The following is a 24,824-nucleotide window of genomic DNA, read 5'->3' as shown; positions in this document are numbered from 1 at the left end:
CCACGCCCTGCGTGCGACGCAAAGACCTCAATAAGTCGCAATTTCATCATTGCCCGGCTGATTCGTCGCTCAGCGGGGGCCAATGCAACTGCCGTCCCACAGCATCAGAGAAGCCCTAGAAGAGCGGAAGAATAATCCGAAAGTATCGATGGCGTTGATAACTGCCAGCCGGACAGGTACCGCAAACTGCAACAGATTATGTAGGCAACCTTCAGGAAAATGCGGCTATTTTTAGTCTTATCGGCTAAAAATCAGGTGATATTCAGCGATCGCGTCGAAAATTGCGATACAGGCAACCCAAATGAGAACTCAAGCGAAGCGCGCGTATTCCAAATTTGTTTAAAAAACGAGCAGGGGCAACTGGACTGAATGCAATAGTGATCAATACTTCAACTGTCGGCGGGACATCTCCCCCAAGTGAAACGCCGATCAAGGTACCGAAGGACCGCGTGCCTTAGTTTTACTCCTAATGGTCTTAACCCGGATTCACCCCCCAGAACCCGGGTTTTTTTTGCCCGCCATTCAGCGCCAGTGCACCGTACGACCCAGGCTCAGCCCTTGACCCGCGCCAAGGGGAACAGGCGCTTGAAGTTGGCCGTGGTTTGCTGGGCAAAGGCTTCATAGCTTTCGCCCCGCAGCATCGCCAGGAACTCCGCCACCTCGCGCACGTACTGCGGCAGGTTGGGCTTGCCACGATAGGGGATCGGCGCCAGGTAAGGCGAATCGGTCTCCACCAGCAGGCGGTCGGCCGGCACCTGTCGGGCCACGTCCCGCAGGGCATCGGCATTGCGGAAGGTGACAATCCCCGAGAGGGAAATATAGAAACCCAGGTCCAGGGCCGCCTTGGCCATTTCCCAGTCTTCGGTGAAGCAATGCAGCACACCGGCATTGGGCAATGCCGCCTCGCGCAGCAGTGCCAGGGTGTCGGCGCGGGCGCCGCGGGTGTGCACCACCACCGGTTTGCCGGTCTGCTGGGCGGCCTGCAGGTGCAGGCGGAAGGATTCCTGCTGCAGCTCGGCGGCTTCCGGCTCGTAGTGATAGTCCAGGCCAGTCTCGCCAATGGCCACTACCCGGGGGTGATTCAGTTCATCCAGCAGCCAGTCCAGGGCCGGCGCTGCGCCGGGCTGCACATCCAGCGGATGCACGCCCACCGAGCAGTCGACATCGTCATAACGATCGGCCAGGGCCTTGACGTCCGCCGCGTTGTCGGCGCTGACACCGATGCACAGGAAGTGCCCTACCCCCCGCTGGCGGGCAGCAGCCAGCGCGGCATCCAGGGAGCCGTCATGAGCGGCGAGGTCGAGGCGGTCAAGGTGGCAATGGGAATCTACGAGCATAGGAGGCTACAACTACATCCGATCAATGAAAGGCCCGGGTTGTGGCGCCCGGGCGGAAACAACGCTGAGTCTAGGCGCTGCGGGTCAATTCTGGGTAGGCAGGGCCGCCCACTGCACCAGCAAGGCTTCCAGCAACAGCACGCGGTTGAGGTTGGCCTTGCTCAGGACCTTCTGGCGCTGGGCGAGGATCCAGTCCTGGATGTTCAGCACCTTGGCCTGGGCGGACTTCTGCGCCAGGTATTGCAGCACCTTGCGCATGTCTTGCAGGCCCAGTCCCTGCTCATCCTGGGTCAGTTGATAGCGCAGGACCAGGTTCGACCAGTCGCAGAACCAGTCGAACAGCAGCAACAAGGGAATGGCACTCCAGGATTCGGCCAGTTGCGTGGGCGACTGCTGCTGTTTCAGCAGCTTCTTCACCCCTTCCACCACTTGCGCCCGCTGCTCGCGAACACCCTGGGCCTGCAGGCTGACCGCTGCCAGCGGCGAACCGGCAGCCAGGGTCAAGAGCTCCACCCGCTCCTCCTCGGAGCAATCAGGCAGGGCCTGGGCCAGCCACTCAAGGCTCATGGCCTCGCTGGGCAGCGGACAGGCCTGCTGCACGCAACGGCTCTTGATCGTGGGCAACAACCGGCTGGGCTGGTGGCTTACCAGCAACAGCACAGTGTTGCCGGAAGGCTCCTCGAGACTCTTGAGCAGGGCGTTGGCGGCGTTGATATTCATCGACTCCACCGGCTCGATCAGCACCACCTTGCGCCCCCCCAACTGGGCGGTCTGGACCACGAAGCTCACCAGTTCGCGGACCTGGTCGACCTTGATCGCCTTGTCCGCTTCCTCCGGCTCCAGCACGTAGTTGTCCGGGTGGCTGCCGGCCAGCAGCAACAGGCAGGACTTACATTGACCACAGGCGTCCAGGCCTTCCGGGCGCTGGCACAGCAAGCGCGCCATCAGCCGCTCGGCCAGGGCCCGCTTGCCGATACCCGCCGGGCCATGCAACAGGTAGGCATGGGCATGCTGGGTACGCCCCGCCAATTGCTGCCAGAGGCTGTCCTGCCAGGGGAAGACTTCAGCCACGGGCGCGCTCCAGCAACTGCGGCAACAAGCTGTCCAGGGACTGCTGGACCTGGGCCAGGGGCTGCGCCGCATCCACCAGCACATAACGCTGCGGCGCCGCTGCGGCGCGGGCCAGGAAGGCTTCGCGAACCTTCTGGAAGAAGGCCTGGCCTTCCTGCTCGAAGCGATCCAGCCGGCCACGGGCACTGGCTCGCGCCAGGCCGACATCCACCGGCAGGTCGAAGACCAGGGTCAGGTCGGGGCGCAACTCGCCCTGAACGAAATCCTCCAGCGCAGCAATGCGCGCAAGGCTCAGGCCGCGGCCCGCGCCCTGGTAGGCGTAGGTGGAGTCGGTGAAACGGTCGCACAGCACCACCGCACCGCGCTCCAGGGCCGGGCGAATCACCGTTGCCAGGTGCTGGGCACGCGCGGCGAACACCAGCAACAGCTCGGTATCGGCATTCATGACCTCTTCCACCGGGGTCAGCAGTACATCGCGAATCCGCTCGGCCAGCGGCGTGCCACCAGGCTCACGGGTCAACAGCACCTCGATCCCCGCAGCGCGCAGGCGCTCGGCGAGGTACTCGCGATTGGTGCTTTTGCCCGCGCCTTCCGGGCCTTCCAGGGTAATAAACAAGCCAGTCACGGGCAGTCCTTAATCAATGTCATTGCGGGCTTTTCGCCGCGGGCTCGGGCACAGGCTCGGCAGGAGCCGGAGTCGCAGCCGGCTCGGGCGCAGCTTGCGGGGCGCTTGCCGGAGCCGTCTCCGGGCCAGGGGCTGCAGGCGTCTCCGGTGCCTGACCTGCCGCTTCGGGAACCGCTGGCGTGGCGGCTGGGGCCGGGCTGGAACGGTAGTCGGCGCGACGCTTGAGCTGAAACTCGCGCACCGCGCTGTTGTGGGCATCTAGGTCATCGGAGAACACATGGCTGCCGTCGCCCCGCGCGACAAAATACAGGCTCTTGCCGGGCACCGGGTTGAGGGCGGCGTGAATCGCCTCGCGTCCGACCATGGCGATCGGCGTCGGCGGCAGGCCGGCAATCACGTAGGTGTTATAGGGCGTGGCTTCCTTGAGATGAGCCCGGGTCAACTTGCCGGTGTAACGCTCACCGAGGCCGTAGATCACCGTAGGATCGGTCTGCAGCAGCATGCCAATCTGCATGCGACGCACGAACACGCCTGCGATCTGCCCACGCTCCTGGGGTACGCCGGTTTCCTTCTCCACCAGCGAGGCCATGATCAGCGCCTGATAAGGATCGCTGTAAGGCGCATCGTCGGCACGCTTGCTCCACTCCTTGGCCAGCACATCGTCCAGGCGGTCGTAGGCTTTTTCCAGGAGCTCGGCGTCGGTCATGCCCCGAACGAAACGATAGGTGTCAGGGAAGAAACGCCCTTCAGGGAAAACCCCGGGATGCCCGAGCTTTTCCATCACCTGGCTGTCGCTGAGCCCCGTCAGGGTCTGCTGCAATTTTTCGCTCTTGGCCAGGGCGCTGCGTACCTGGCGGAAATTCCAGCCTTCCACCAGGGTCAGGCTGTACTGCACCACCTCACCGCGCTGCCAGAGGCCGATCAGGCCTTCGGCGGTCATGCCTGGGGTCATGCGGTACTCGCCGCTGTGCAGAGGCTGGCCCGCCATATTGAAGCGCCAGTACAGGCGCAGCCAGAAGGCATCATCGAGCACACCCTCGGCTTGCAGACGATTGAAGGTGCCGGTGGGCGTCGAGCCGGCGGGAACATCGAGCAACTGTTCCTGGCTCAGGTTCAGCGGTTGTTCCAGGGCCGAGTGCAGTTTCCAGGCACTCGCACCCAACAGCAGTCCTGCCAGGACCAGTCCGGTTTCCAGCAGGAGCAGTAATTTACGTCTCACGAATCAAGCATCCAGTAGTGCGCGGGTAATGCCCTGCAGTTTACGGGTGAGCGCACCCGCCGACCAGCTCATCCCGGCACAGCCAAGCACTGGCCAGACGCCATAGACACTGTTGCAGACAAAGACTTCATCAGCCTGTTGCAGTTGATCGAGACTGATATCCCCGACTTGCGCGGGGATGCCCAATGACTCGGCCTGAAACAATATTTCAGCGCGCATCACCCCGGCCACGCCGCAGCGACCCAGGTCAGCCGTCAGCAGCCGCCCCTGGCTGACCAGGAACAGGTTGCTGAACACGCCTTCGATAACTCGCCCAGAGGTATCTCGCATCAAGCCTTCGGCATGCTCGGCATCACGCCACTCGGCACGAGCCAGAACCTGCTCCAGACGATTGAGGTGCTTGAGGCCGGCCAGCAGCGGCTGCTCGGCCAGGCGCGTGGTACAGGGAAACAGACGAATGCCTTGCTCGGCATGGGCCAGGGGATACACCGGCAATGCGGAGCCCTGGAGAATACGCCGTGCAGCGGTTGCAGGATCGGCGGCATAGCCGCGCTGACTGTCGCCCCGGGTGAGGATCAGCTTGAGCACACCCTCCCCCAAAGCCGCCGCATACGCCTGCAGCTCACTGCGGATCAGGGCTTGATCCGCCGTCAGCGCCAGGCGCCGGCATCCTTCGGCCAGACGCTGCAGATGCCGCTCCAGCAGCTGCGGGCGCCCGGATTTGACGGCAATGGTCTCGAACAGACCATCACCGTAAGCCAGGCCGCGGTTCTTGAGCGACAGTGCGTCAGCCGGCTGACCGTCGACCCAGCTGTGCATCACTCGGAGAACCGGCGGAACACCAGGGAGCCGTTGGTGCCACCAAAACCGAAGGAGTTGGACAGCACTACGTCGATGTCCATGCTGCGCGCGGTGTGCGGCACGAAATCGAGATCGCAGCCTTCATCCGGCTCATCCAGGTTGATGGTGGGCGGCGCGGCCTGGCTGTTGATTGCCAGCACACTGAAGATCGCCTCGATCGCCCCCGCGGCACCCAACAGGTGACCCGTCATGGACTTGGTGGAACTGACCGCCAGCTTGTAGGCGTGATCGCCGAACACGCTCTTGATCGCTTCGGCCTCGGCCAGGTCGCCGGCCGGGGTCGAAGTGCCATGGGCGTTGATGTACTGCACCTGGTCCACGTTGAGCTTGGCGTCGCGCAGGGCATTGGCGATGCAGCGCGCAGCACCGGCACCATCGGCGGGAGGCGACGTCATGTGATAGGCGTCACCGCTCATGCCGAAGCCGATCAGCTCCGCATAGATGGTGGCCCCACGAGCCTTGGCGTGCTCCAGCTCCTCCAGAACCAGGGCGCCGGCGCCGTCGGACAGGACGAAGCCATCACGTCCCTTGTCCCAGGGACGGCTCGCGCGGGTCGGCTCGTCGTTGCGGGTCGACAGTGCACGGGACGCACCGAAGCCGCCCATGCCCAGGCCACAGGCAGCCATTTCAGCACCGCCGGCGATCATCACATCGGCTTCGCCGTAGGCGATGTTGCGCGCAGCCATGCCGATGCAGTGGGTACCGGTGGTGCACGCAGTGGAAATGGCGTAGTTCGGCCCCTGGGCACCCAAGTGGATGGACAGGAAACCGGAAATCATGTTGATGATCGAGCCAGGCACGAAGAACGGAGAAATCCGTCGTGGGCCGGAATCGTGCAGGATGCGGCTGGTTTCCTCGATATTGGTCAAACCGCCAATACCCGAGCCCATGGCCACGCCGATGCGTTCACGGTTGGCATCGGTGACTTCCAGACCGGCGTTGCGTACCGCCTGGAAACCGGCTGCCAGGCCGTATTGAATGAACAGGTCGAGTTTGCGGGCCTCTTTGACCGACAGGTATTCCTCGACATTGAAGCCCTTTACCGAGCCGCCAAAACGGGTGGAATAGGCAGAAAGGTCGGTGTGTTCGATCAGACCGATGCCACTTTGGCCAGCCAGAATGCCCTGCCAGCTGCTTGGCACATCCGTACCCAGTGGCGACAACATACCCATACCGGTGACTACGACGCGTCTACGCGACACAGCACTCTCCTTTTTCTAATGACGACACTTTGTATCAGGCCTAAAGAAAAAACCGCACGCCGTAACGGCAGTGCGGTTTTTCCATGACAGCAAAAGACGACTACAAACGATTAAGCCTGGTGGCTGGTAACGTAGTCGATAGCTGCTTGAACGGTAGTGATCTTTTCAGCTTCTTCGTCAGGGATTTCGGTCTCGAATTCCTCTTCCAGAGCCATCACCAGCTCAACGGTGTCAAGGGAGTCGGCACCCAGGTCTTCAACGAAGGAAGCGGTGTTAACAACTTCTTCTTCTTTAACGCCCAGTTGCTCAGCAACGATTTTCTTGACGCGCTCTTCGATGGTGCTCATACCTTGTTTTCACTCCTAATGGACAAATTCAGGCAGCTGGCCAGTGGGTAAGTGTATAGAAAGGCTTTTCAGCTTTTCAACTGAAAGCTTTGTCCCTCAAACCCTTTGGCCATCTGCCTATAAATTGATTGCAGCTTTATAACGGATTTTAGACAGCTCGTATGACATTTTTTTGAAGCAATCCGTCACATTTGACTCACATATACATCCCGCCGTTGACCGGGATTGTAGCCCCGGTAACGTATGCCGCACCGTCGGATGCCAGAAAAGCGACCACTTGCGCGATCTCTTGAGCCTGGCCCAGACGACCCAGCGGAATTTGCGTCAGCAGTGCTTCACGCTGCGCTTGCGGCAGTTCGCGGGTCATATCGGTGTCGATAAAACCTGGAGCAACCGAGTTCACCGTGATCGACCGCGAACCCACTTCACGGGCCAGGGCACGGCTGAAACCTTCGAGACCGGCCTTGGCGGCCGCGTAGTTTACTTGGCCTGCGTTGCCCATGGCACCCACAACCGAGCCGATACTGATAATTCGACCCCAACGAGCCTTGGTCATGCCACGCAGAACGCCCTTGGACAGGCGATACAGGCTGTTCAGGTTGGTATCGACCACGTCGTACCACTCGTCATCTTTCATGCGCATCATCAGGTTGTCGCGAGTGATGCCGGCGTTGTTCACCAGGATCGCCGGCGCACCAAACTGCTCGGTGATGCTGGCCAGGACTGCAGCCACGGACTCGTCACTGGTAACGTTCAGCTCAAGGCCAGTGCCCTGGATGCCATTTTCCTTGAGGGTGGCAGCAATGCGCTCGGCACCCGAAGCGGACGTGGCGGTACCCACCACGGTGGCGCCCATACGCCCCAGCTCAAGCGCGATGGCCTGGCCGATACCACGGCTGGCGCCGGTCACCAGTGCAACTTTACCTTGCAGACTCATGCAAGCTTCTCCTAGTTCAGGCCAACGCTGCACGGGCGGCAGCGAAAGCATCTGGGGTGTTCAGGTTAGAGGTCGACACGCCTTCGGCGCAGCGCTTGTTGAGGCCGGCCAGGACCTTGCCCGGACCGCACTCGACCAGCTCGGTGGCGCCATTGGCTGCCAGAGTCTGGACCGACTCGACCCAACGCACCGGCTTGTACAACTGCTCCAGCAGGTCGCGCTTGAGGGTGTCCAGGTCGGCGGCCACAGCGGCGCTGACGTTCTGTACCAATGGAATCTGCGGTGCCTGCCAGTTGATCGCAGCGATCGACTCGGCAAAGCGCTCGGCGGCCGGGCGCATCAGCTCACAGTGGGAAGGCACGCTGACCGGCAGCGGCATGGCGCGCTTGGCGCCCCGCGCCTTGCAGCCCTCGATGGCGCGATCCACAGCCGCCTTGGCCCCGGCGATCACCACCTGGCCAGGGGAATTGTAGTTCACGGCGCTGACCACCTCGCCCTGCGCGGCTTCAGCACAGGCGGCGACCACATCGGCATCTTCCAGGCCGAGAATTGCAGCCATGCCGCCCTGCCCTGCCGGCACGGCTTCCTGCATCAACTGGCCACGACGCTCGACCAGCTTGGCCGCTTCACCCAGGGTCAGGCTGCCAGCGGCGACCAGGGCACTGTATTCACCCAGGCTGTGACCGGCGACGAAAGCCGGGCGCGCGCCACCTTCGGCCAGCCATACACGCCACAGGGCGATGGACGCGGTAAGGATGGCCGGCTGGGTCTTGTCGGTTTGATTGAGCAGCTCTGCAGGACCTTCCTGGGTCAGAGCCCAGAGGTCGTAGCCCAGAGCATCGGAGGCTTCTTTGAACGTATCGAGGATCAGTGGGTACTGCGCGCCCAGCTCGGCCAACATGCCGAGGGACTGCGAGCCCTGTCCTGGAAAGACGAATGCGAGGGATGCAGACATGTAACAAGCCCCTAATGATCTTGTCGTCGGAGAATTGACGTCACACCGTGGTGGACGCAAGAAACTGACAGTTGGATGGCCAATTGAACTGAGCGGTCACATTTAAGCACTCCACAGGGAAAACGCCTAAAGCAACAAGTCTTCAAGACGCCCATGCAAGCGGCGCGGCAGGTCTTCCTGGATCTCGATCAACGCCCGCTGAATGGCACTCTGGAAACCTTGAACGCCTGCAGAACCATGGCTTTTCACCACGATCCCCTGCAAGCCGAGGAAACTCGCACCGTTGTGCCGCGCCGGCGCCAGATCCGCCTGCAACCTGCGCATCAGCGGCAAGGCCAGTGCCCCAACAGCCCGGGACAGCAGATTCTGCCTGAACAAGGCTTCTATACGAGCGGCAATCATGGTCGCCAGCCCCTCGCTGGACTTGAGCAGGATGTTGCCGACAAAACCGTCGCACACCACCACGTCCGCCTCGCCCCGATACAACCCATCGCCCTCGACGAAACCGATGTAGTTGAGGCCGCGGGCCTGCTGCAGCAAGCTCGCCGCCAGCTTGACCTGCTGGTTGCCCTTGATGTCCTCGGTGCCGATATTCAGCAAGGCCACCCGCGGCCGCACGATGCCCAGGGTTTCCGCCGCAACCGAGCCCATGATGGCGAACTGCAACAGGTGCTCGGCACTGCAATCGACGTTGGCTCCCAGGTCCAGCAATTGGCAATAGCCACGCTGAGTCGGGATGGCAGCCACCATCGCCGGCCGATCGATTCCGGGCAGGGTTTTCAGCACATAACGCGACAGCGCCATCAGCGCACCGGTATTACCGGCACTGACGCAGGCCTGGACCTTCTCATCGCGCAACAGCTCAAGGGCCACCCGCATCGAAGAGTCCGGCTTGCCCCGCAGGGCCTGGGAAGGCTTTTCGTCCATGGTGATCACCTCGCTTGCAGGGGTAATCGTCAGGCGCGCGCGATCCACAGCCGTTTGACCGGAAATCAGTTCTTCAAGAAGGGAGGGTTGACCAACCAAGGTCAGGTGCAGCGAGGGGGTAGCAGACAGACAAGCAATACTCGCCTGAACAATGCTGCGGGGACCGAAGTCCCCGCCCATTGCGTCAATCGCGATGACTTGAGCGGACAAGGATTACTCGTCAGCGCCCTTGTCGATCACTTTACGACCACGGTATACGCCTTCTGGCGATACGTGGTGACGCAGGTGAACTTCACCGGTGGTCTTTTCTACGGACAGGGTGCTAGCCTCGAGAGCATCGTGGGAACGACGCATGTCACGGGCAGAGCGGGATTTTTTGTTCTGCTGAACAGCCATAATTGATTAACTCCTAAACGTTTGGGTCACGCTTTAACTGCGCCAATACACTGAACGGGTTGGACCGCGTTACCTCGTCCTCGCTCGGTTCGGGCTCATCGAGCCCCGCCGGCTGCTGGCATTCTTCCGGATGATGAGCAGGCACGATTGGCAAGGCAAGCAAAAGCTCTTCCTCGACCAACGCCTGCAGATCCAAAGGATCTTCGCCCAGTTCCAGCACGTCATAACCTTTCGGCAACGACTGGGTATTCGCACCCTCCTTCACCACAGCGTAACTGCACTCACTGTGGATCGGCAGGGTGACCAGCTCAAGACAACGCTGGCAAACCATTTTGACTTCGACGTCGATGGAGCTGTGGATAACTACAGCTTTACGTTCGTCACGCTCGAAAACGAATTTAGCCTGCACCGTACCGACATTGTCGGAAAGCGGGTCGCAGAGTCTCTCCAAATCGGCCAGCAGCAGCTCACCTTGAAGGGTGGTGCCACGGTCAGCCAATTTGCGCGGGTCAACGTGAGGTGGAATCGGGTCATTCAACATAGGCGCAGCATTATAGGGATGCCCCAGGCCATGTCAAAGGAAATTCAGCCCTGTCCGTCACTTGCAAGCCTCGCTAGAATTCCCGGCCTGCCTCAGGAGACGCACATGCTGCCTTTATTACTCGCCTCAAGCTCGGCCTACCGCCGGGAATTGCTGTCCCGCCTGCGCCTGCCCTTCACCTGCAGCTCTCCTGACATCGACGAAAGCCATCGTCCCGGAGAGTCTGCCACGGCCCTGGTGAAACGCCTGGCCGAGGAAAAGGCCCGCGCCCTGGCAAGCAGCCATCCAGCACACCTGATCATCGGTTCCGACCAGGTCGCGGTGCTCGGCGAGCGCATCATCGGCAAACCCCATACCTTCGAAAAAGCCCGCCAGCAACTGCTGGACGCCAGCGGCGCCAGCGTGACCTTCCTCACCGGCCTGGCCCTGCTCAACAGCCAGACTGGCCACTGCCAGGTCGACTGCGTCCCGTTCACGGTCAACATGCGCACCCTGGACAGCACCCGCATCGAACGCTACCTGCACGCCGAACAGCCCTATGATTGCGCCGGCAGCTTCAAGGCCGAAGGCCTGGGGGTCAGCCTGTTCCAGAGCACCGCCGGCAGCGACGCCACCAGCCTTATAGGCCTGCCACTGATCCGCCTCGTGGACATGCTGCTGGCCGAGGGCGTAGAGACACCCTGAGCCGCCATAAAAAAGCCGGCACTCAAGCCGGCTTTTTATTGAGCAACACCCGATCAGCGCAAGGTTGGGCCCTGAAAGCCCATCCACATGGCAATCTGCTCAGCCACGCTGGCACCGAGCTTCTTCGAGAAGCGATCAAATGGCGATTCCTGGACGGTAAAGTCCACCACCTCTTTCTCGCCAATCACATCCCGCGCCACCGAACTGGTATTGCCCAGGCCATCGATCAACCCCAATTGCAGCGCCTGCTCGCCCGACCATACCAGGCCGGAGAACAGCTCCGGATGCTCCTTGTCCTTCAGGCGATCGCCACGGCCCTGCTTGACGCTGGCAATGAACTGGCGATGAGTGGTGTCCAGCACGCCCTGCCAGAACTGGGTCTCTTCAGGCTTTTGCGGCTGGAACGGATCCAGGAACGACTTGTGCTCGCCCGAGGTATAGGTGCGACGCTCAACCCCCAGCTTCTCCATGGTGCCGACAAAGCCGTAGCCGGCCGCCGTCACACCAATGGAACCCACCAGGCTCGCCTTGTCGGCATAGATCTCGTCAGCAGCGCTGGCGATGTAGTAAGCACCCGACGCCCCGAGATCCGAGATCACCGCGTAGACCTTGGTGTCCTTGTGCAAAGCCCGCAGACGACGAATCTCGTCATAGACGTAGCCGGACTGCACCGGGCTGCCGCCAGGGCTGTTGATACGCAGCACAATGCCCTTGACCTTGGGATCATCGAACGCAGTACGCAGGCTGCCGACAATATTGTCAGCGCTGGCCGACTCCTTGTCGGCAATCACCCCCGTGACATCGATCACCGCGGTGTAGCTACCGCCACGAGTGGCATTCTTTTCCATGGTCATCAGCGGCGTGAACAACGCCAGCGCCGCGAACAGGTAAACAAAGGTCAACAGCTTGAAGAAAATGCCCCAGCGCCGCGAGCGACGCTGTTCCTGGACACTGGCCAACAGCGTCTTCTCCAGCAGTTTCCAGCCTTTATCATCACCACCTTCAGCGCCCGCCTTGCTCGGCGCCTTCCATTCGTCGGTCATGCCTACTACCCCAGCAAAAACTTAATCGGCACCCTGGCTCAGCCAGGCGTGCAATTGAGGAAAACGGTCGATGGACAAGCGAGGCTCGAATGCCTGCAAGGCCTCGATGGACTGAGCACCGTAGCTCACGGCCACCGAATCCATTCCGGCATTGCGCGCCATCAACAGATCAAAGGACGAATCGCCAACCATCAAAGCCTGCCGCGGCCCAACCCCGCAATGAGCAAGGATTTCCTCCAGCATCAACGGATGAGGCTTGCTGGCAGTTTCGTCGGCCGCCCGGGTGATATCGAAATACTCCTCCCAACCATGGGCCTTCAACACTCGATCCAGCCCTCGCCGGGCCTTGCCAGTGGCGACAGCCAACTGATAGCCCTCATCCCGAAAGGCGTCGAGAGACTGCATCACACCAGCAAACAGAGGCGAAGGCTCTGCCTCGAGAGCAATGTAGTGATCCGCATAATGCTGACGAAAGGCTACCAACTGCCCATCATCTATTTCCGGATACAGTGTGCGAATCGCCTCTGGCAATCCCAGACCGATAATGCCCTTGACGACGTAGTCATCGCGGCGAGGAAAGCCGGAACGATCAGCAGATGCGTGCATCGACTCGACAATCCGACCAATGGAATCGGCCAGAGTGCCGTCCCAGTCGAAGATCAGCAGTTTGTAATCAGGGTGCACTCAGGCGCTCCACGGTCTTGGCCCACATCTCATCCACCGGGGCCTGCAATTTCAGCTCGCCGCCATCGGGCAGCGGCACAGTCAACATATAGGCATGGAGAAACAGGCGCTTGCCGCCCAGCTCACGGATCTCGCGAGTGAAATCGTCATCGCCGTACTTGCTGTCACCGGCAATACAGTGCCCGGCATGCAGGGTGTGCACACGAATCTGGTGAGTACGCCCGGTCACCGGCTTGGCCTCGACCATGGTGGCGAAATCACCGAAGCGGCGCAGCACCTTGAACACGGTCAAGGCCTCCTTGCCCTCTTCGTTGACCTCCACCATGCGCTCGCCGGAGCGCAGGTTGCTCTTGAGCAGCGGCGCACGCACCTGCTTCACCGCCGTGGCCCAATGGCCACGGACCAGCGCCATGTAACGCTTGTCCACGCCATCGCCCCGCAGCGCGGCATGCAGATGACGCAGCATGCTGCGTTTTTTCGCGATCATCAGCAGGCCGGAGGTGTCCCGATCGAGGCGATGCACCAGCTCCAGCTCCTTGGCGTCCGGGCGCAACTGACGAAAGGCTTCGATCACCCCGAAATTCAAGCCGCTGCCGCCATGCACGGCAATCCCGGCAGGCTTGTTGATCACAATCAGGGCCTTGTCTTCGAAGACGATCGAGGCTTCCAGGCGCTGCAGCAACCCTTGAGCCAGCGGCACCGGCTCGTCGCGCTCGGGCACCCGCACGGGAGGCACGCGCACCACATCACCCGCTTGCAGCTTGTACTCGGGCTTGATCCGCCCCTTGTTCACTCGCACTTCGCCTTTACGCAAAATGCGGTAAATCAAGGTCTTGGGCACGCCTTTGAGCCGGGCGAGAAGGAAGTTATCAATACGTTGGCCGGCATATTCCGGCGAGACCTCAAGCAATTGAACGCCTGGAGTCGAGGGGGCAGTAGTCGTCATGGCGCGAATGATAACAATTTTTTATGGATTTGAAGCACTTAATGATTGCTGCTATAGTCGCGAACGCCGCCAAAAGCGGCTGGGCAGAGGAACAGCGGCAAACAGCCGGCCCTGACCAACGCAATTCATAAGGACGCAAGGCCGTCCTACGCAGTTTTCACTATCTAACGGAAGAGTTCGGCGTTGTAACAAGCGCAGGTGACATGAGGCCTGAAACCCGTAGAAAGCAGAGTGACTACTCGCCTTTTACGCAGCGATTAACGGCCAGTTCACAAAGTGCAGTCAGCGACAAACGATCCCGAGCGAAAGTTGCGGAAACAACGCCTTTAGCCATGATGCGTGACCTCCCCTTTCGGAGTTCACGGTAAATGCCAACCCGCTGCGGATTCTGCGCGCGGCAGCACCCGAATTATCAGGGATACGTGTAGGGTGGAGATGCACAACCGTCGGACTGTGTAGCATTAGGCTTTATCAAGACGCTTCATCTCGTCCACAGTCGCCGGTTGATTCCTCCTCCTGACAGACTTTTGCTTAAGCGGTGCCTTAGTCACCACAGCAAGCAGGACGCGTAAGTCGCGACTTCGTTCTTAGTTACCCGGACGAACCTCGCTAGACACTCGAGTGGTCAACCACTCCTGACGCACCTGACACCGACCGTGAGAAGTCGTGTGTGCCGAACGCCGTTTCCGGCAGCCCGGAAACCGACGGTACTACATGAAAAGAATGCTGATTAACGCAACTCAACCCGAAGAGTTGCGTGTTGCTCTGGTAGACGGCCAGCGCCTCTACGACCTGGACATCGAGTCCGGAGCCCGCGAGCAGAAAAAGGCCAACATCTATAAAGGCCGCATCACTCGCATCGAACCAAGCCTCGAGGCTGCCTTTGTCGATTTCGGCTCTGAGCGCCACGGCTTCCTGCCCCTCAAAGAAATCTCCCGCGAATACTTCAAGAAAGCCCCCGAAGGCCGCGTCAACATCAAGGACGTCCTGAGCGAAGGCCAGGAAGTCATCGTCCAGGTCGAGAAAGAAGAGCGTGGCAACAAGGGCGCCGCCCTGACCACCTTCATCAGCCTCGCCGGCCGTTACCTGGTACTGATGCCGAACAACCCGCGTGCCGGCGGTATCTCCCGCCGCATCGAAGGCGAAGAGCGCAACGAACTGCGTGAAGCGCTGAACGGCCTGGTGGCACCCGCCGACATGGGCCTGATCGTGCGCACTGCCGGCCTGGGCCGCAGCAGCGAAGAGATGCAGTGGGACCTCGACTACCTGCTGCAACTCTGGACCGCCATCAAGGAAGCGTCCCTGGATCGTTCCGCGCCATTCCTGATCTACCAGGAAAGCAACGTGATCATCCGCGCGATCCGCGACTACCTGCGCCAGGACATCGGCGAAGTGCTGATCGACAGCGTTGAAGCCCAGGACGAAGCCCTGACCTTCATCCGCCAGGTGATGCCGCAGTACGCCAGCAAGATCAAGCTGTACGAAGACAGCGTGCCGCTGTTCAACCGTTTCCAGATCGAAAGCCAGATCGAGACCGCTTTCCAGCGCGTGGTCGAACTGCCTTCCGGCGGTTCCATCGTCATCGATCCGACCGAAGCCCTGGTGTCCATCGACATCAACTCGGCCCGCGCCACCAAAGGCAGCGACATCGAAGAAACCGCCCTGCAGACCAACCTGGAAGCAGCGGAAGAAATCGCTCGCCAACTGCGCCTGCGTGACATCGGCGGCCTGATCGTCATCGACTTCATCGACATGACCCCGGCCAAGAACCAGCGCGCCGTGGAAGAAAAAGTCCGCGAATGCCTGGAAGCCGACCGCGCTCGCGTGCAGATCGGCCGCATCTCGCGCTTCGGCCTGCTGGAAATGTCCCGTCAGCGCCTGCGTCCATCCCTGGGCGAAAGCAGCGGCATCGTCTGCCCGCGCTGCAACGGCACCGGCATCATCCGTGACGTCGAGTCGCTGTCCCTGGCGATCCTGCGCCTGATCGAAGAAGAAGCCCTGAAAGACCGCACCGCCGAAGTGCGCGCCCAAGTGCCGATTCCGGTCGCCGCTTTCCTGCTCAACGAAAAACGCAACTCGATCACCAAGATCGAACTGCGCACCCGTGCCCGCATCGTCATCCTGCCGAACGATCACCTCGAAACGCCACACTTCGAAGTTCAGCGCCTGCGTGATGACAGCCCGGAAGCCAACACCAACCAGTCCAGCTACGAAATCGCAGCGGCCGCCGCCGAAGCCGAAGAAGTCCAGCCAACCGCCGCCACCCGCACCCTGGTTCGCCAGGAAGCGGCAGTGAAGACTGCCCCGGCCCGCGCCAACGCTCCGGTTCCGACCGAAGTCGTCGCAGCCCCTGTAGCTGCACCGGCTCCAGTGGCCGAACCAAGCCTGTTCAAAGGCCTGGTGAAGTCCCTGGTCAGCCTGTTCGCTACCAAGGAAGAGCCAGCCGCACCGGTCGTGGTCGAGAAGCCAGTGACCGAGCGCCCTGCTCGCAGCAACGAAGAACAGCGTCGCAATGGCCGCCAGCAGAGCCGCAACCGTAACGGTCGCCGCGATGAAGAGCGCAAGCCGCGCGAAGAACGTGCTCCGCGTGAAGAACGCGCACCACGGGAAGAGCGTCAGCCACGCGAAGTTCGCGAAGCCCGTGAAGAAGTTCAAGCGGTAGCCCGCGAAGAACGCGCACCCCGTGCACCGCGCGAAGAACGCCAGCCACGCGCCCCGCGTGAAGAGCGCAAGCCACGTGGCGAGCGTGAAGAACGCGTGCGTGAACTGCGCGAGCCTCTGGACGCCGCTCCAGCTGCAGCCGCTGCTACCGCCGCCGTTGTTGCCGAAGAACGTCCGGCGCGCCAGCCTCGCGAAGAGCGCCAGCCACGTGCGCCACGTGAAGAGCGCCAACCACGTGCCGAACAGGCTCAAGCCGTTGCCGCCAGCGAAGAAGAAGCGCTGCCGAACGAAGAGCAACTGCAGGAAGACGGCCAGGACAACGCCGAAGGCGAACGTCCACGTCGTCGCTCCCGCGGCCAGCGTCGTCGCAGCAACCGTCGCGAGCGTCAACGTGATGCCAACGGCAATGTGATCGAAGGCTCGGAAGAAAACGCCGAAGAGCCAAGCAGCGCCGATCTGGCTGCCGGCCTTGCGGTAACTGCCGCGGTTGCCAGCACCGCCATCAGCGCCAACGCTGAAGCCGAAGCTCACCAGCAAGCCGAACGTGCGACTGCCGCTGTAGAAGACAAGGCTCCGGAAGCCCCAGTGGTTGAAGCCACCACGCCGGTAGAAGCCCCAGTGGTTCCTGCAGTGGAAGTGGCTCCAGTGGCTGAAGAGCAGGCTCAGGTTGAAGTGGCTGCCGAACCGGCCGTGGTTGTCGAAGCCCAGCCTGTGGTTGCCGAACAACCGGCAGCAGAACCTGTAGCCCAGGCGCCAGTGGTTGAGGAAAAGGCCATCGAGCCGGTTCAGGAAGCCCCTGCGCCAGCCCCGGTTGCCGAGCCAGCAGTGGTGGTTGAAGAGCCTGTAGCGGCCCAGCAGCCTGCCCAGGTTGAAGAGCCGGCTCCGGTTGCAGCACCGGTGGTGGCCGAAGAGCCCGCACCCGCTGTCGAAGCTGAAGCCGCGCCGGTCAGCACCCTGACCAGCAATGGCCGTGCACCGAACGACCCACGCGAAGTGCGTCGCCGCAAGCGTGAAGCCGAGCGCCTGCAGAAGGAAGCCGAGCTGGCTGCCGCTGCTGCTCCGGCTGAAGCCGTGGTGACCGCCGAGCCGGCTCCTGTAGAAGCGCCAGAGGTGGTCGAGGCCGCCCCTGCGCCAGCCGAAGAGACTGCACCGGCGCCAGTGGCCGAACCTGCAGTGGAAGAAGCGGCCCCTGTGGCCGAGCAAGCACCGCGCGCTGTCGAGCACGCTGCGCATGCCGAGGAAGAACAGCACGAGCCTAAACCTCTCGTCTGATTCCAGCAGCCCATGAAAAAGCCCCGCCCGGGTAACCGGGCGGGGCTTTTTTATACCTGGAGCACCTGACAATCCGGAAACAGCAACGCCTGCGGAACGTCCACATCCCAGGTCACCCCCGGATCCGTCACCGGAACTTCCACCACCCGCCCCGAAGCGAACAGTAGCCGGGCTCCCCGATCACCAGACAGGCCCTGCAACGCTGCACCATAAGACCGGCCAAAGCCCACCGGATGACCCAACTCATCCCCCAGCCGCGGCACGCTGATGCCCTCCTCGGTCATTGCCTCCATCACCCGACTGGCGGTGGCGGGCAGGATAAAGGGCATGTCCCCCAGCCAGACCATCCAGCCATGGGCATCGACGCAGGCAGCCACTGCCGCGGCCAGGCTATGCCCCATGCCCACGGAGTCCAGCACCAGTACCTGACAACCGTAGGCACGCGCCAGCTCCACCACCTGGGGTCGATCCGCCGTGGTCACCAGCACTCGCCGGGCAACGTCCACCGGCAGGCCCACCAGCACCTGCTCCAGCACCGGCCGCTGCACCCCGTCACGCCCGCGGCAGGGCGCCAGCAGCTTGTCCTGCCCGGCCCCGGCCACCTGGCGAAAACGCCTGCCCTGCCCCGCCGCCAGGATGATCGCGCAAGGCTTGCGGCTCACCTCACCGTCTCCGCCACTCGCACCGCCAGCTTCTTCTGCTGCGGTTCGACGCCATTTTTCAGCGCGACGATTTCGGCCAGCAACGACAAGGCAATCTCCGCCGGCGTATGGCTGCCGATGGGCAATCCGACCGGCCCGTGCAAGCGCTCGATGGCCTGCGCCGAAAGACCCAGCAGCGCCAGATTGTCCCGGCGTTTCTGGCTGTTGGCCCGGGACCCCAGGGCGCCGACGTAAAATGCCCGGGAGTCGAGCGCCGTCAGCAGCGCCATGTCATCCAGGCGCGGATCATGGGTCAGGGCCACCACCGCCGTGCGCTCGTCGGGTTCGATGCTCAGCACCGCATCGTCGGGCATCCCGGCGACAAAACGTCCATCCTGCCCCTCCCAGCCATGCACGAACTCCTGGCGCGGATCGCAGATCAGCACCTCGAAATCCAGCAAGCGGGCCATCTGCGCCACATAGCGCGACAACTGCCCGGCGCCGATCAGCAGCAAGCGCCAGCGCGGTCCATAGATCGCCCGCAGGGTGACCCCGTCAAACGCCAATTCATCGCCACGGTTCGCAGCCTTGAGCAGCACCTGGCCGGTGCCCAGGTTCAGCTCCCGGGCCACGATCTGGTGTGCCTCGCAGCGCTGGAGCAATTCGGCGACCCAGGCCGGGTCGCCAACCCGCTCTTCGGTGAGGCGCAAGGTGCCGCCACAGGGCAGGCCGAATCGCGCCGCTTCCTCCAGGGTCACGCCGTAGGTCACCAGCTGCACCGGCGGCCCGTGGCGAGACAGGCGCCCATCGCCCTGGCGGCTGATCAGGTCATCCTCGATACAGCCTCCGGACACCGAGCCGATCACCACTCCGTCGTCGCGCAAGGCCAGCATGGCGCCGGGTGGCCGCGGCGCGCTGCCCCAGGTCTGCACCACGCTGTACAGCAGCACGCCGCGCCCGGCGCGCCGCCATTCCAGGACACTGCGCAGTACATTCAGGTCGACGCTGTCCATCAGGCGCTCGCCTGCTGCCAGCCCTGCAACTGGTAGCGCACCGGCAGGTTGCGTATGCGCTTGCCGGTGGCGGCGAAGATCGCGTTGCACAGGGCCGGCGCAATCGGCGGCACACCGGGCTCTCCCACCCCGCCCAGGGGCACGTCCCCCGGCGGCGTCACCAGGTGCACCTGCACCTGTTTCGGCGCCAGGGACATGCGCGCCACTTCGTACATATGGAAATTGTCCTGCTGGACCTTGCCCTCCTTGAAGCTGATCTCCCCCAGCACCGCATTGCCCAGGCCCATGACGCAGGCCCCTTCGAATTGCGAGCGGATACGCTCGGGGTTGATCTGCGGGCCGCAATCCACGGCGATATCGGCCTGATGCACGATCAGCGTGCCATCGTCCTTCACTTCCACCTCGATCACCGCCGCCACATAGGTCACGAAGCTGTAGTGCACGGCCAGCCCCAGACCGCGTCCCTTGGGCAGCGAGCGCCCCCAGCCGGCCGCCTTGGCTGCGGTTTCCAGCACCGTGCGCAGGCGCCCGGTATCAATGGGGTAGCGCTCGGGGGATTCGCCGTAGTTCCACTCTTCGCTCAGGGTTCGGGGGTCGATCTGACGATCCGGCCCCAGCAGCTTGAGCTGGTACTGCAGCGGATCCTGGCCGGCCTTGTGGGCCAGTTCGTCGACAAAACTCTGGATCGCGAAGCCATGGGGAATGTTCGACACCGAACGGTACCAGCCGACCCGGGTATGGGCCGCGGCCTCGGGGTTTTCCAGGCGCACATTGGGAATCGCGTAGGCCATGTTGGTAAAGCCCATGCCCAGCTCGAAGGCGCCTTCGTGATTCATCCCCGGGGCGAACAGCGCGGTGATGCTCGGCGCCACGGTGCGGTGCAGCCAGGCCGCCGGCAGGCCGTCCTTGTTCAGCCCGGCCTTGAGGTATTCCGCCGACACGGTATGGAAGTAGGAGTTGTGGATATCGTCCTCGCGGGTCCACTGCACCCGCACCGCCTTGCCGGGAAAGGCCTTGGCCAGGATCGCCGCCTCCAGGATGAAGTCGGGCTTGGACTTGCGCCCGAAGCCGCCGCCCAGCAGCGTGACGTTCACCGTGACCTGCTCGAAGCCGATCCCCAGGCGTTCGGCGATTCGCTCGCGGGTCACCTGTGGCGCCTGGCTCGGTGCCCACGCCTCGCAGCGACCGTCCTGGAATCGCGCCACGGCCACCATCGGCTCCATCGGCGCCTGGGCCAGGTGCGGCAGGTAATAGCTGGCCTCCAGGCTGCTCTCGGCACCCTTCAGGGCCTCATCCAGGTTGCCGGTACTGCGCACCACCTTGCCCGGTTGCCGCGCCGCCGCCTCCAGTTGCTTGCGGTATTGGATGGAGTCGTAGCCAGCGTTGGCACCATCCTCCCACTCGATCCTCAAGGCATCGCGGCCCTTGATCGCCGCCCAGGTGTTGCTCGCCACCACAGCCACGCCGCCCAGGGGCTGGAACTCCGAAGGCAAGGGGCGGCTGTCGATGGGCACGACCTTGATCACCCCCGGTACCTTCAAGGCAGCGCTGTCATCCACCGACTTGACCTTGCCGCCATACACCCGGGGCCGCGCCATCGCCGCGAACAGCATGCCGTCGAAATGCACATCGGCGCCGTACACCGCACGGCCGTTGACGATGTCCTGGCCATCGATGGCCCGGGTGGCCTCCTTGCCGATGTAGCGGAACTCCCCGGGCTGCTTCAGGCGCAGGCTATCCCGGGCAGGCACCGCCAGGGCGCCTGCCGCAGCGGCCAGGGCGCCATAGCCCAGCTCACGCCCGGTGGGCTGGTGAACCACCTTGTGCAACTGCGCCCGACACTGCGCCAATGGCACCTGCCACTGCGCAGCGGCGGCCTGTTCCAGCATGGTTCGCGCAGCCGCGCCACAGCGGCGCATGGGCTCGTACCAATGACGCATGCTGCGCGAGCCGTCGGTGTCCTGGTTGCCGAAACGCACCTCGTCACCCGGCGCCTGGCGAACCTTGACCTGCGCCCAGTCGGCGTCCAGTTCATCGGCCACCACCATGCTCAGGCTGGTGCGCACGCCCTGGCCCATCTCCGAGCGATTGCAGATCACCGTGACGCTGCCGTCGCTGGCAATGCTCACGTAGACCTTGGGGTCATCGACCCAGCCGTGGGGCATGCCGTCGGCACCGAATTTCTTGTCCTCGGCAAAGGCCTCCTGCCAGCCCCAGCTCGCAGCCAGCACCAGGGCCCCGGTGGCCCCCACACCTTTGAGAAAGCCCCGGCGGCTGAGGTTGCTCAGGGCAAAATCCTGCGGTAGGCGGTTCATGCCTTGGCCTCCTGCAGATGGCTGGAAGCCTGTCGGATCGCGGTCTTGATCCGGTTGTAGGTGCCGCAGCGGCAGATATTGCCGAGCATCGCCTCTTCGATCTGCTCGTCGCTGGGGTTGGGGTGGACCTTGAGCAAGGCAGTGGCCGACATGATCTGCCCGCCCTGGCAGTAACCGCACTGGGCCACCGCCGTATCCAGCCAGGCCTGCTGCACCACCTGCCCTACCGGGTCGGTATGCAGGTTGTCGATGGTGCTGACGTTCTTGCCCTGCACCGAGCCTATCGGCGTGATGCAACTGCGCGCCGGGTCGCCGTCGATATGAATCGTACAGGCGCCGCACAGGCCCATGCCGCAGCCGAACTTGGTACCGTTGTAGCCCGCCACGTCGCGGATAGCCCACAGCAGCGGCATGTCCTCGGTGACGTCCAGTTGATGATCTTGACCGTTGAGCTTCAGGGTAATCATGGGCACGCCCGCATTTTCTGAGTGATGGGGTCGAGTCATCCGCCGTGCAGTACCGCCGCTACGGTGCACGCAGATCGGCTCAGGCTAATCGGGCTCTCTTGTGAAGACAGGCTTCACCGGGCCTTTGGGAACAGCAGAAAGCTGATTCTTAGCCTGCTAAGTTAAGCCGCAATTAACAAAAAAGCCTTGCCCGAACGTCAGCCAGGCAAGGCTTTTTGCTATCCACCGCAAGCCGGCTCTCGCTAATAGAGGTTGGGCTCCATCTCCAGCTCGACACTGAAACGCTCGGCGATATCGCGCTGGATCCGCCGCGCCAGTTCCAGCAACTGCAGGCCGCTGGCGCCGCCATAGTTGACCAGCACCAGCGATTGCAAGCGATGGACCCCGGCATCCGCCTCGCGAAAGCCCTTCCAGCCCGCCTGTTCGATCAGCCAACCGGCCGCCAGCTTCACCTGCCCATCGGCCTGGGGGTAACCCACCAGCCCCGGATACGACAGCTTGATCTGCGCCGCCAGTGCCGCCGGCACCACCGGGTTCTTGAAGAAGCTGCCGGCATTGCCCAGCACGGCAGGGTCCGGGAGCTTCTCGCTGCGGATGCTGCAGATCGCCCGGCTGACATCGCTGGCCGTCGGCTGTTCGATGCCCTGCTCGCTCAGGCGCTGGCGCACCGGACCGTATTCCAGGTGCAGGTGATCGACACGGTTCAGGGCAAAGCGCACCCGCAGGATCAACCAGCGACCGGCCTGATGCTTGAACAGGCTGTCGCGGTACGCGAACTGACACTGCGCCAGGTCGAATTCCCGCAGCTCGCCGGTCTGCCGATCGAGGGCGGTCAGGCCGGCGAACACGTCCTTGATCTCCACCCCATAAGCGCCGATGTTCTGCATCGGTGCGGCGCCGACGGTGCCGGGAATCAGGCTCAGGTTCTCCAGCCCGGACAGGCCCTGCTCCAGGGTCCACTGGACAAAGGGATGCCAGGTTTCCCCGGCCTCGGCCTCGACCACCACCCGCTGCCCGTCATCGCTGAGCAGGCGAATGCCACGAGTGGCCATGCGCAGCACCAGGGCCTGGATATCCGCGGTCAGCAGCAGGTTGCTGCCGCCGCCGATCACCAGCAGCGGCAACTGGTGGGTAGCGCAATAGGCCAGGGCCTCGCGTACCTCGTCATCGCTGTGGGCCTGGGCAAACCACTTCGCCTTGACCTCGACCCCGAAGCTGTTGAACGGCTTGAGGGACACATCGGCCTGAATGTCCAGGGTCATAGCCGCCCCTTCAATTCGACCACTAGCCGGTCGCAGGCATCCTCGATCAGGTCCAGCACCTGCTCGAAACCCTGCTCGCCGTCGTAGTACGGATCCGGCACTTCATCCAGCGCCGCCTCGTAGCGACGCAGGAACAGGTCCAGCTCGGCCTTGCCCCGGGCCGGTTGCAGGGCCTTGAGGTTGCGCAGGTTGCTCTGGTCCATGGCGAAGATCAGGTCATAGGCAGCGAAATCGGCGCTGCCGACCTGCTGCGCCCGTTGCGCCGACAGGTCGTAGCCGCGCCGCAAGGCAGCCTGCTGGCTGCGCTTGTCCGGGGCCTTGCCGATGTGCCAGTCGCTGGTGCCCGCAGAGGCGACCTGCACCTGGTCACCCAGGCCGGCCTCGTGCAACTTGCGGCGCAGCACGCCTTCGGCGGTGGGCGAGCGGCAGATATTGCCCAGGCAGACGAACAGAACCCGCATCAGGCCTCCAGCAGGCGCCGAACGCGCTCAAGGTCTTCGGCGGTATCGACGCCGGTAGGCGGTGCTTCCAGGGCGTCGGCCACGTGGATCCGCACGCCATGCCACAGAGCACGCAGTTGCTCCAGGGATTCGGTGTTTTCCAGCCAGCACGGGCCCCAACTGACAAAGTCGTGAAGAAAGCCGGCGCGGTAGGCATAGATGCCGATGTGACGGCGATAAGGCACGCCTTCGGGCAATTGCTCACGACTCTGGGCAAAGGCATCCCGGGCCCAGGGCAAGGTGGCGCGGCTGAAGGTCAGGGCCAGGCCGTTGAGGTCGCTGACCACCTTGACCACATTGGGGTTGAACAGGGTCTGCACATCCTCGATCGGCTCGGCCAGGGTGGCCATGCGCGCTTCGGTGTGGGCTGCCAGGTTGGCCGCTACCTGATCGATCACCGACGGCGGGATCAACGGCTCGTCGCCTTGTACGTTGACCACGATCGCATCCGCGGCCAGGCCCAGCTGGGCGGCGACTTCCGCCAGCCGGTCGGTGCCGGAGTTGTGATCTTCCCGGGTCAGCAGCGCCTCGGCGCCAAAGCCCTGGCAGGCCTCGACGATGCGCTGATCATCGGTGGCCACCACGACCCGCTCGGCGCTGCTCTTGCGCGCCTGTTCCCAGACCCACTGGATCATCGGCTTGCCGGCGATCAGTTGCAGCGGCTTGCCTGGCAAGCGAGTGGAGGCGTAGCGCGCCGGGATGACAACGGTGAAGGCGCTGCTCATTTGTCCAGGCGCTCTTCGGTGGTCAGGGTGCGCGCCTCGCTTTCCAGCATCACCGGGATGCCATCGCGAATCGGATAGGCAAGGCCCGCGCCCTTGCTGATCAGCTCGGTCTTGTCGGCGCTGAGTTTGAGGGGGCCTTTGCAGATCGGGCAGGCGAGGATGTCGAGCAGTTTGGTGTCCATGAGGATTCCCT

Annotated in this window: 25 protein-coding genes; 2 read left to right on the top strand and 23 right to left on the bottom strand. The window is 62.9% G+C overall.

Annotated features, from left to right (window positions below; translation table 11 throughout):
* Window positions 1-551: 551 nt before the first annotated feature.
* The 12 genes from AC1RL5_RS27525 to AC1RL5_RS27470 all read right to left on the bottom strand — a co-directional run bounded on the left by AC1RL5_RS27525 (window position 552) and on the right by AC1RL5_RS27470 (window position 10,418).
* Window positions 552-1,337 carry a TatD family hydrolase gene (locus AC1RL5_RS27525; RefSeq protein ID WP_011060124.1) on the bottom strand — a complete coding sequence of 262 codons (786 nt, stop codon included), beginning with the start codon at window positions 1,335-1,337 and terminating at the stop codon, window positions 552-554.
* Window positions 1,338-1,421: 84 nt separating this feature from the next.
* Window positions 1,422-2,408, bottom strand: a complete 987-nt coding sequence (locus AC1RL5_RS27520) for a DNA polymerase III subunit delta' (protein ID WP_011060123.1) — start codon at window positions 2,406-2,408, stop codon at window positions 1,422-1,424.
* Window positions 2,401-3,033 (bottom strand): dTMP kinase, encoded by a 633-nt coding sequence (tmk, locus tag AC1RL5_RS27515; RefSeq protein ID WP_011060122.1) that lies wholly within the window; start codon window positions 3,031-3,033, stop codon window positions 2,401-2,403. The genes AC1RL5_RS27520 and tmk overlap by 8 nt, the downstream gene beginning before the upstream one ends.
* Window positions 3,034-3,052: 19 nt before the next feature.
* Complete coding sequence (gene mltG / locus AC1RL5_RS27510; protein WP_072451633.1) at window positions 3,053-4,252, bottom strand: endolytic transglycosylase MltG; 1,200 nt, start codon at window positions 4,250-4,252, stop codon at window positions 3,053-3,055.
* Window positions 4,253-4,255: 3 nt separating this feature from the next.
* Window positions 4,256-5,071 carry an aminodeoxychorismate lyase gene (gene pabC, locus AC1RL5_RS27505; protein WP_093406449.1) on the bottom strand — a complete coding sequence of 272 codons (816 nt, stop codon included), beginning with the start codon at window positions 5,069-5,071 and terminating at the stop codon, window positions 4,256-4,258.
* Window positions 5,071-6,315 (bottom strand): beta-ketoacyl-ACP synthase II, encoded by a 1,245-nt coding sequence (gene fabF, locus AC1RL5_RS27500; protein WP_011060119.1) that lies wholly within the window; start codon window positions 6,313-6,315, stop codon window positions 5,071-5,073. The genes pabC and fabF overlap by 1 nt, the downstream gene beginning before the upstream one ends.
* A gap of 110 nt (window positions 6,316-6,425) precedes the next feature.
* Window positions 6,426-6,662, bottom strand: coding sequence for an acyl carrier protein (gene acpP / locus AC1RL5_RS27495; RefSeq protein WP_003175607.1), 237 nt, complete (start codon window positions 6,660-6,662; stop codon window positions 6,426-6,428).
* A 196-nt stretch (window positions 6,663-6,858) separates the two neighbouring features.
* On the bottom strand, window positions 6,859-7,599 hold the full coding sequence (fabG, locus tag AC1RL5_RS27490; RefSeq protein ID WP_093406453.1) for a 3-oxoacyl-ACP reductase FabG: 741 nt from the start codon (window positions 7,597-7,599) through the stop codon (window positions 6,859-6,861).
* 16 nt (window positions 7,600-7,615) lie between these two features.
* Entirely contained in the window at window positions 7,616-8,554 is a 939-nt protein-coding gene (gene fabD, locus AC1RL5_RS27485; protein WP_011060117.1) for an ACP S-malonyltransferase, read from the bottom strand.
* A gap of 126 nt (window positions 8,555-8,680) precedes the next feature.
* Complete coding sequence (gene plsX, locus AC1RL5_RS27480; protein ID WP_072451636.1) at window positions 8,681-9,691, bottom strand: phosphate acyltransferase PlsX; 1,011 nt, start codon at window positions 9,689-9,691, stop codon at window positions 8,681-8,683.
* 3 nt (window positions 9,692-9,694) lie between these two features.
* Entirely contained in the window at window positions 9,695-9,877 is a 183-nt protein-coding gene (gene rpmF, locus AC1RL5_RS27475) for a 50S ribosomal protein L32 (protein ID WP_003179396.1), read from the bottom strand.
* A gap of 13 nt (window positions 9,878-9,890) precedes the next feature.
* Window positions 9,891-10,418: a YceD family protein gene (locus AC1RL5_RS27470; RefSeq protein ID WP_011060115.1), complete on the bottom strand. Its 528-nt coding sequence runs from the start codon at window positions 10,416-10,418 to the stop codon at window positions 9,891-9,893.
* Between the two features lie 105 nt (window positions 10,419-10,523).
* Here AC1RL5_RS27470 and AC1RL5_RS27465 point away from each other — a divergent pair, with 105 nt between their 5' ends.
* A complete protein-coding gene (locus tag AC1RL5_RS27465; RefSeq protein WP_041116791.1) occupies window positions 10,524-11,102 on the top strand; it encodes a Maf family protein in 579 nt (192 codons plus the stop codon).
* A gap of 53 nt (window positions 11,103-11,155) precedes the next feature.
* Here the strand turns inward: AC1RL5_RS27465 and sppA are convergent, their stop codons facing one another.
* From sppA to rluC, 3 genes are read right to left on the bottom strand one after another with little or no spacing between them, the layout of a single operon-like run.
* The gene (sppA, locus tag AC1RL5_RS27460; RefSeq protein ID WP_492589915.1) at window positions 11,156-12,145 is read right to left on the bottom strand and encodes a signal peptide peptidase SppA; all 990 of its coding nucleotides are present in this window, start codon (window positions 12,143-12,145) and stop codon (window positions 11,156-11,158) included.
* Between the two features lie 21 nt (window positions 12,146-12,166).
* Window positions 12,167-12,829 carry an HAD-IA family hydrolase gene (locus AC1RL5_RS27455; RefSeq protein ID WP_072451638.1) on the bottom strand — a complete coding sequence of 221 codons (663 nt, stop codon included), beginning with the start codon at window positions 12,827-12,829 and terminating at the stop codon, window positions 12,167-12,169.
* Entirely contained in the window at window positions 12,819-13,775 is a 957-nt protein-coding gene (gene rluC, locus AC1RL5_RS27450) for a 23S rRNA pseudouridine(955/2504/2580) synthase RluC (protein WP_011060111.1), read from the bottom strand. The genes AC1RL5_RS27455 and rluC overlap by 11 nt, the downstream gene beginning before the upstream one ends.
* Window positions 13,776-14,489: 714 nt before the next feature.
* On the opposite strand from rluC, the gene rne reads away from it, so the two are divergent.
* The gene (gene rne, locus AC1RL5_RS27445) at window positions 14,490-17,708 is read left to right on the top strand and encodes a ribonuclease E (RefSeq protein ID WP_093406457.1); all 3,219 of its coding nucleotides are present in this window, start codon (window positions 14,490-14,492) and stop codon (window positions 17,706-17,708) included.
* 50 nt (window positions 17,709-17,758) lie between these two features.
* Here the strand turns inward: rne and AC1RL5_RS27440 are convergent, their stop codons facing one another.
* The 8 genes from AC1RL5_RS27440 to AC1RL5_RS27405 all read right to left on the bottom strand — a co-directional run bounded on the left by AC1RL5_RS27440 (window position 17,759) and on the right by AC1RL5_RS27405 (window position 24,813).
* The gene (locus tag AC1RL5_RS27440; RefSeq protein ID WP_207238969.1) at window positions 17,759-18,370 is read right to left on the bottom strand and encodes a nucleotidyltransferase family protein; all 612 of its coding nucleotides are present in this window, start codon (window positions 18,368-18,370) and stop codon (window positions 17,759-17,761) included.
* Window positions 18,367-19,362 (bottom strand): XdhC family protein, encoded by a 996-nt coding sequence (locus AC1RL5_RS27435; RefSeq protein ID WP_232644432.1) that lies wholly within the window; start codon window positions 19,360-19,362, stop codon window positions 18,367-18,369. The genes AC1RL5_RS27440 and AC1RL5_RS27435 overlap by 4 nt, the downstream gene beginning before the upstream one ends.
* Window positions 19,362-21,677, bottom strand: a complete 2,316-nt coding sequence (locus AC1RL5_RS27430; protein ID WP_492589913.1) for a xanthine dehydrogenase family protein molybdopterin-binding subunit — start codon at window positions 21,675-21,677, stop codon at window positions 19,362-19,364. Before AC1RL5_RS27430 ends, AC1RL5_RS27435 begins: the two co-directional genes overlap by 1 nt.
* Complete coding sequence (locus AC1RL5_RS27425; protein ID WP_011060107.1) at window positions 21,674-22,144, bottom strand: (2Fe-2S)-binding protein; 471 nt, start codon at window positions 22,142-22,144, stop codon at window positions 21,674-21,676. The genes AC1RL5_RS27430 and AC1RL5_RS27425 overlap by 4 nt, the downstream gene beginning before the upstream one ends.
* A gap of 242 nt (window positions 22,145-22,386) precedes the next feature.
* Window positions 22,387-23,406: a UDP-N-acetylmuramate dehydrogenase gene (gene murB / locus AC1RL5_RS27420; protein WP_492589911.1), complete on the bottom strand. Its 1,020-nt coding sequence runs from the start codon at window positions 23,404-23,406 to the stop codon at window positions 22,387-22,389.
* Window positions 23,403-23,867, bottom strand: a complete 465-nt coding sequence (locus AC1RL5_RS27415; RefSeq protein WP_015634698.1) for a low molecular weight protein-tyrosine-phosphatase — start codon at window positions 23,865-23,867, stop codon at window positions 23,403-23,405. The genes murB and AC1RL5_RS27415 overlap by 4 nt, the downstream gene beginning before the upstream one ends.
* Window positions 23,867-24,631 carry a 3-deoxy-manno-octulosonate cytidylyltransferase gene (gene kdsB / locus AC1RL5_RS27410; protein ID WP_011060104.1) on the bottom strand — a complete coding sequence of 255 codons (765 nt, stop codon included), beginning with the start codon at window positions 24,629-24,631 and terminating at the stop codon, window positions 23,867-23,869. The genes AC1RL5_RS27415 and kdsB overlap by 1 nt, the downstream gene beginning before the upstream one ends.
* Complete coding sequence (locus AC1RL5_RS27405) at window positions 24,628-24,813, bottom strand: Trm112 family protein (protein ID WP_011060103.1); 186 nt, start codon at window positions 24,811-24,813, stop codon at window positions 24,628-24,630. Before AC1RL5_RS27405 ends, kdsB begins: the two co-directional genes overlap by 4 nt.
* Between the last annotated feature and the right edge of the window lie 11 nt (window positions 24,814-24,824).

It is taken from the genome of Pseudomonas sp. GW822-FHT06D10 (genome assembly GCF_058799535.1).
This window is presented reverse-complemented; position numbering and strand designations above follow the sequence as displayed.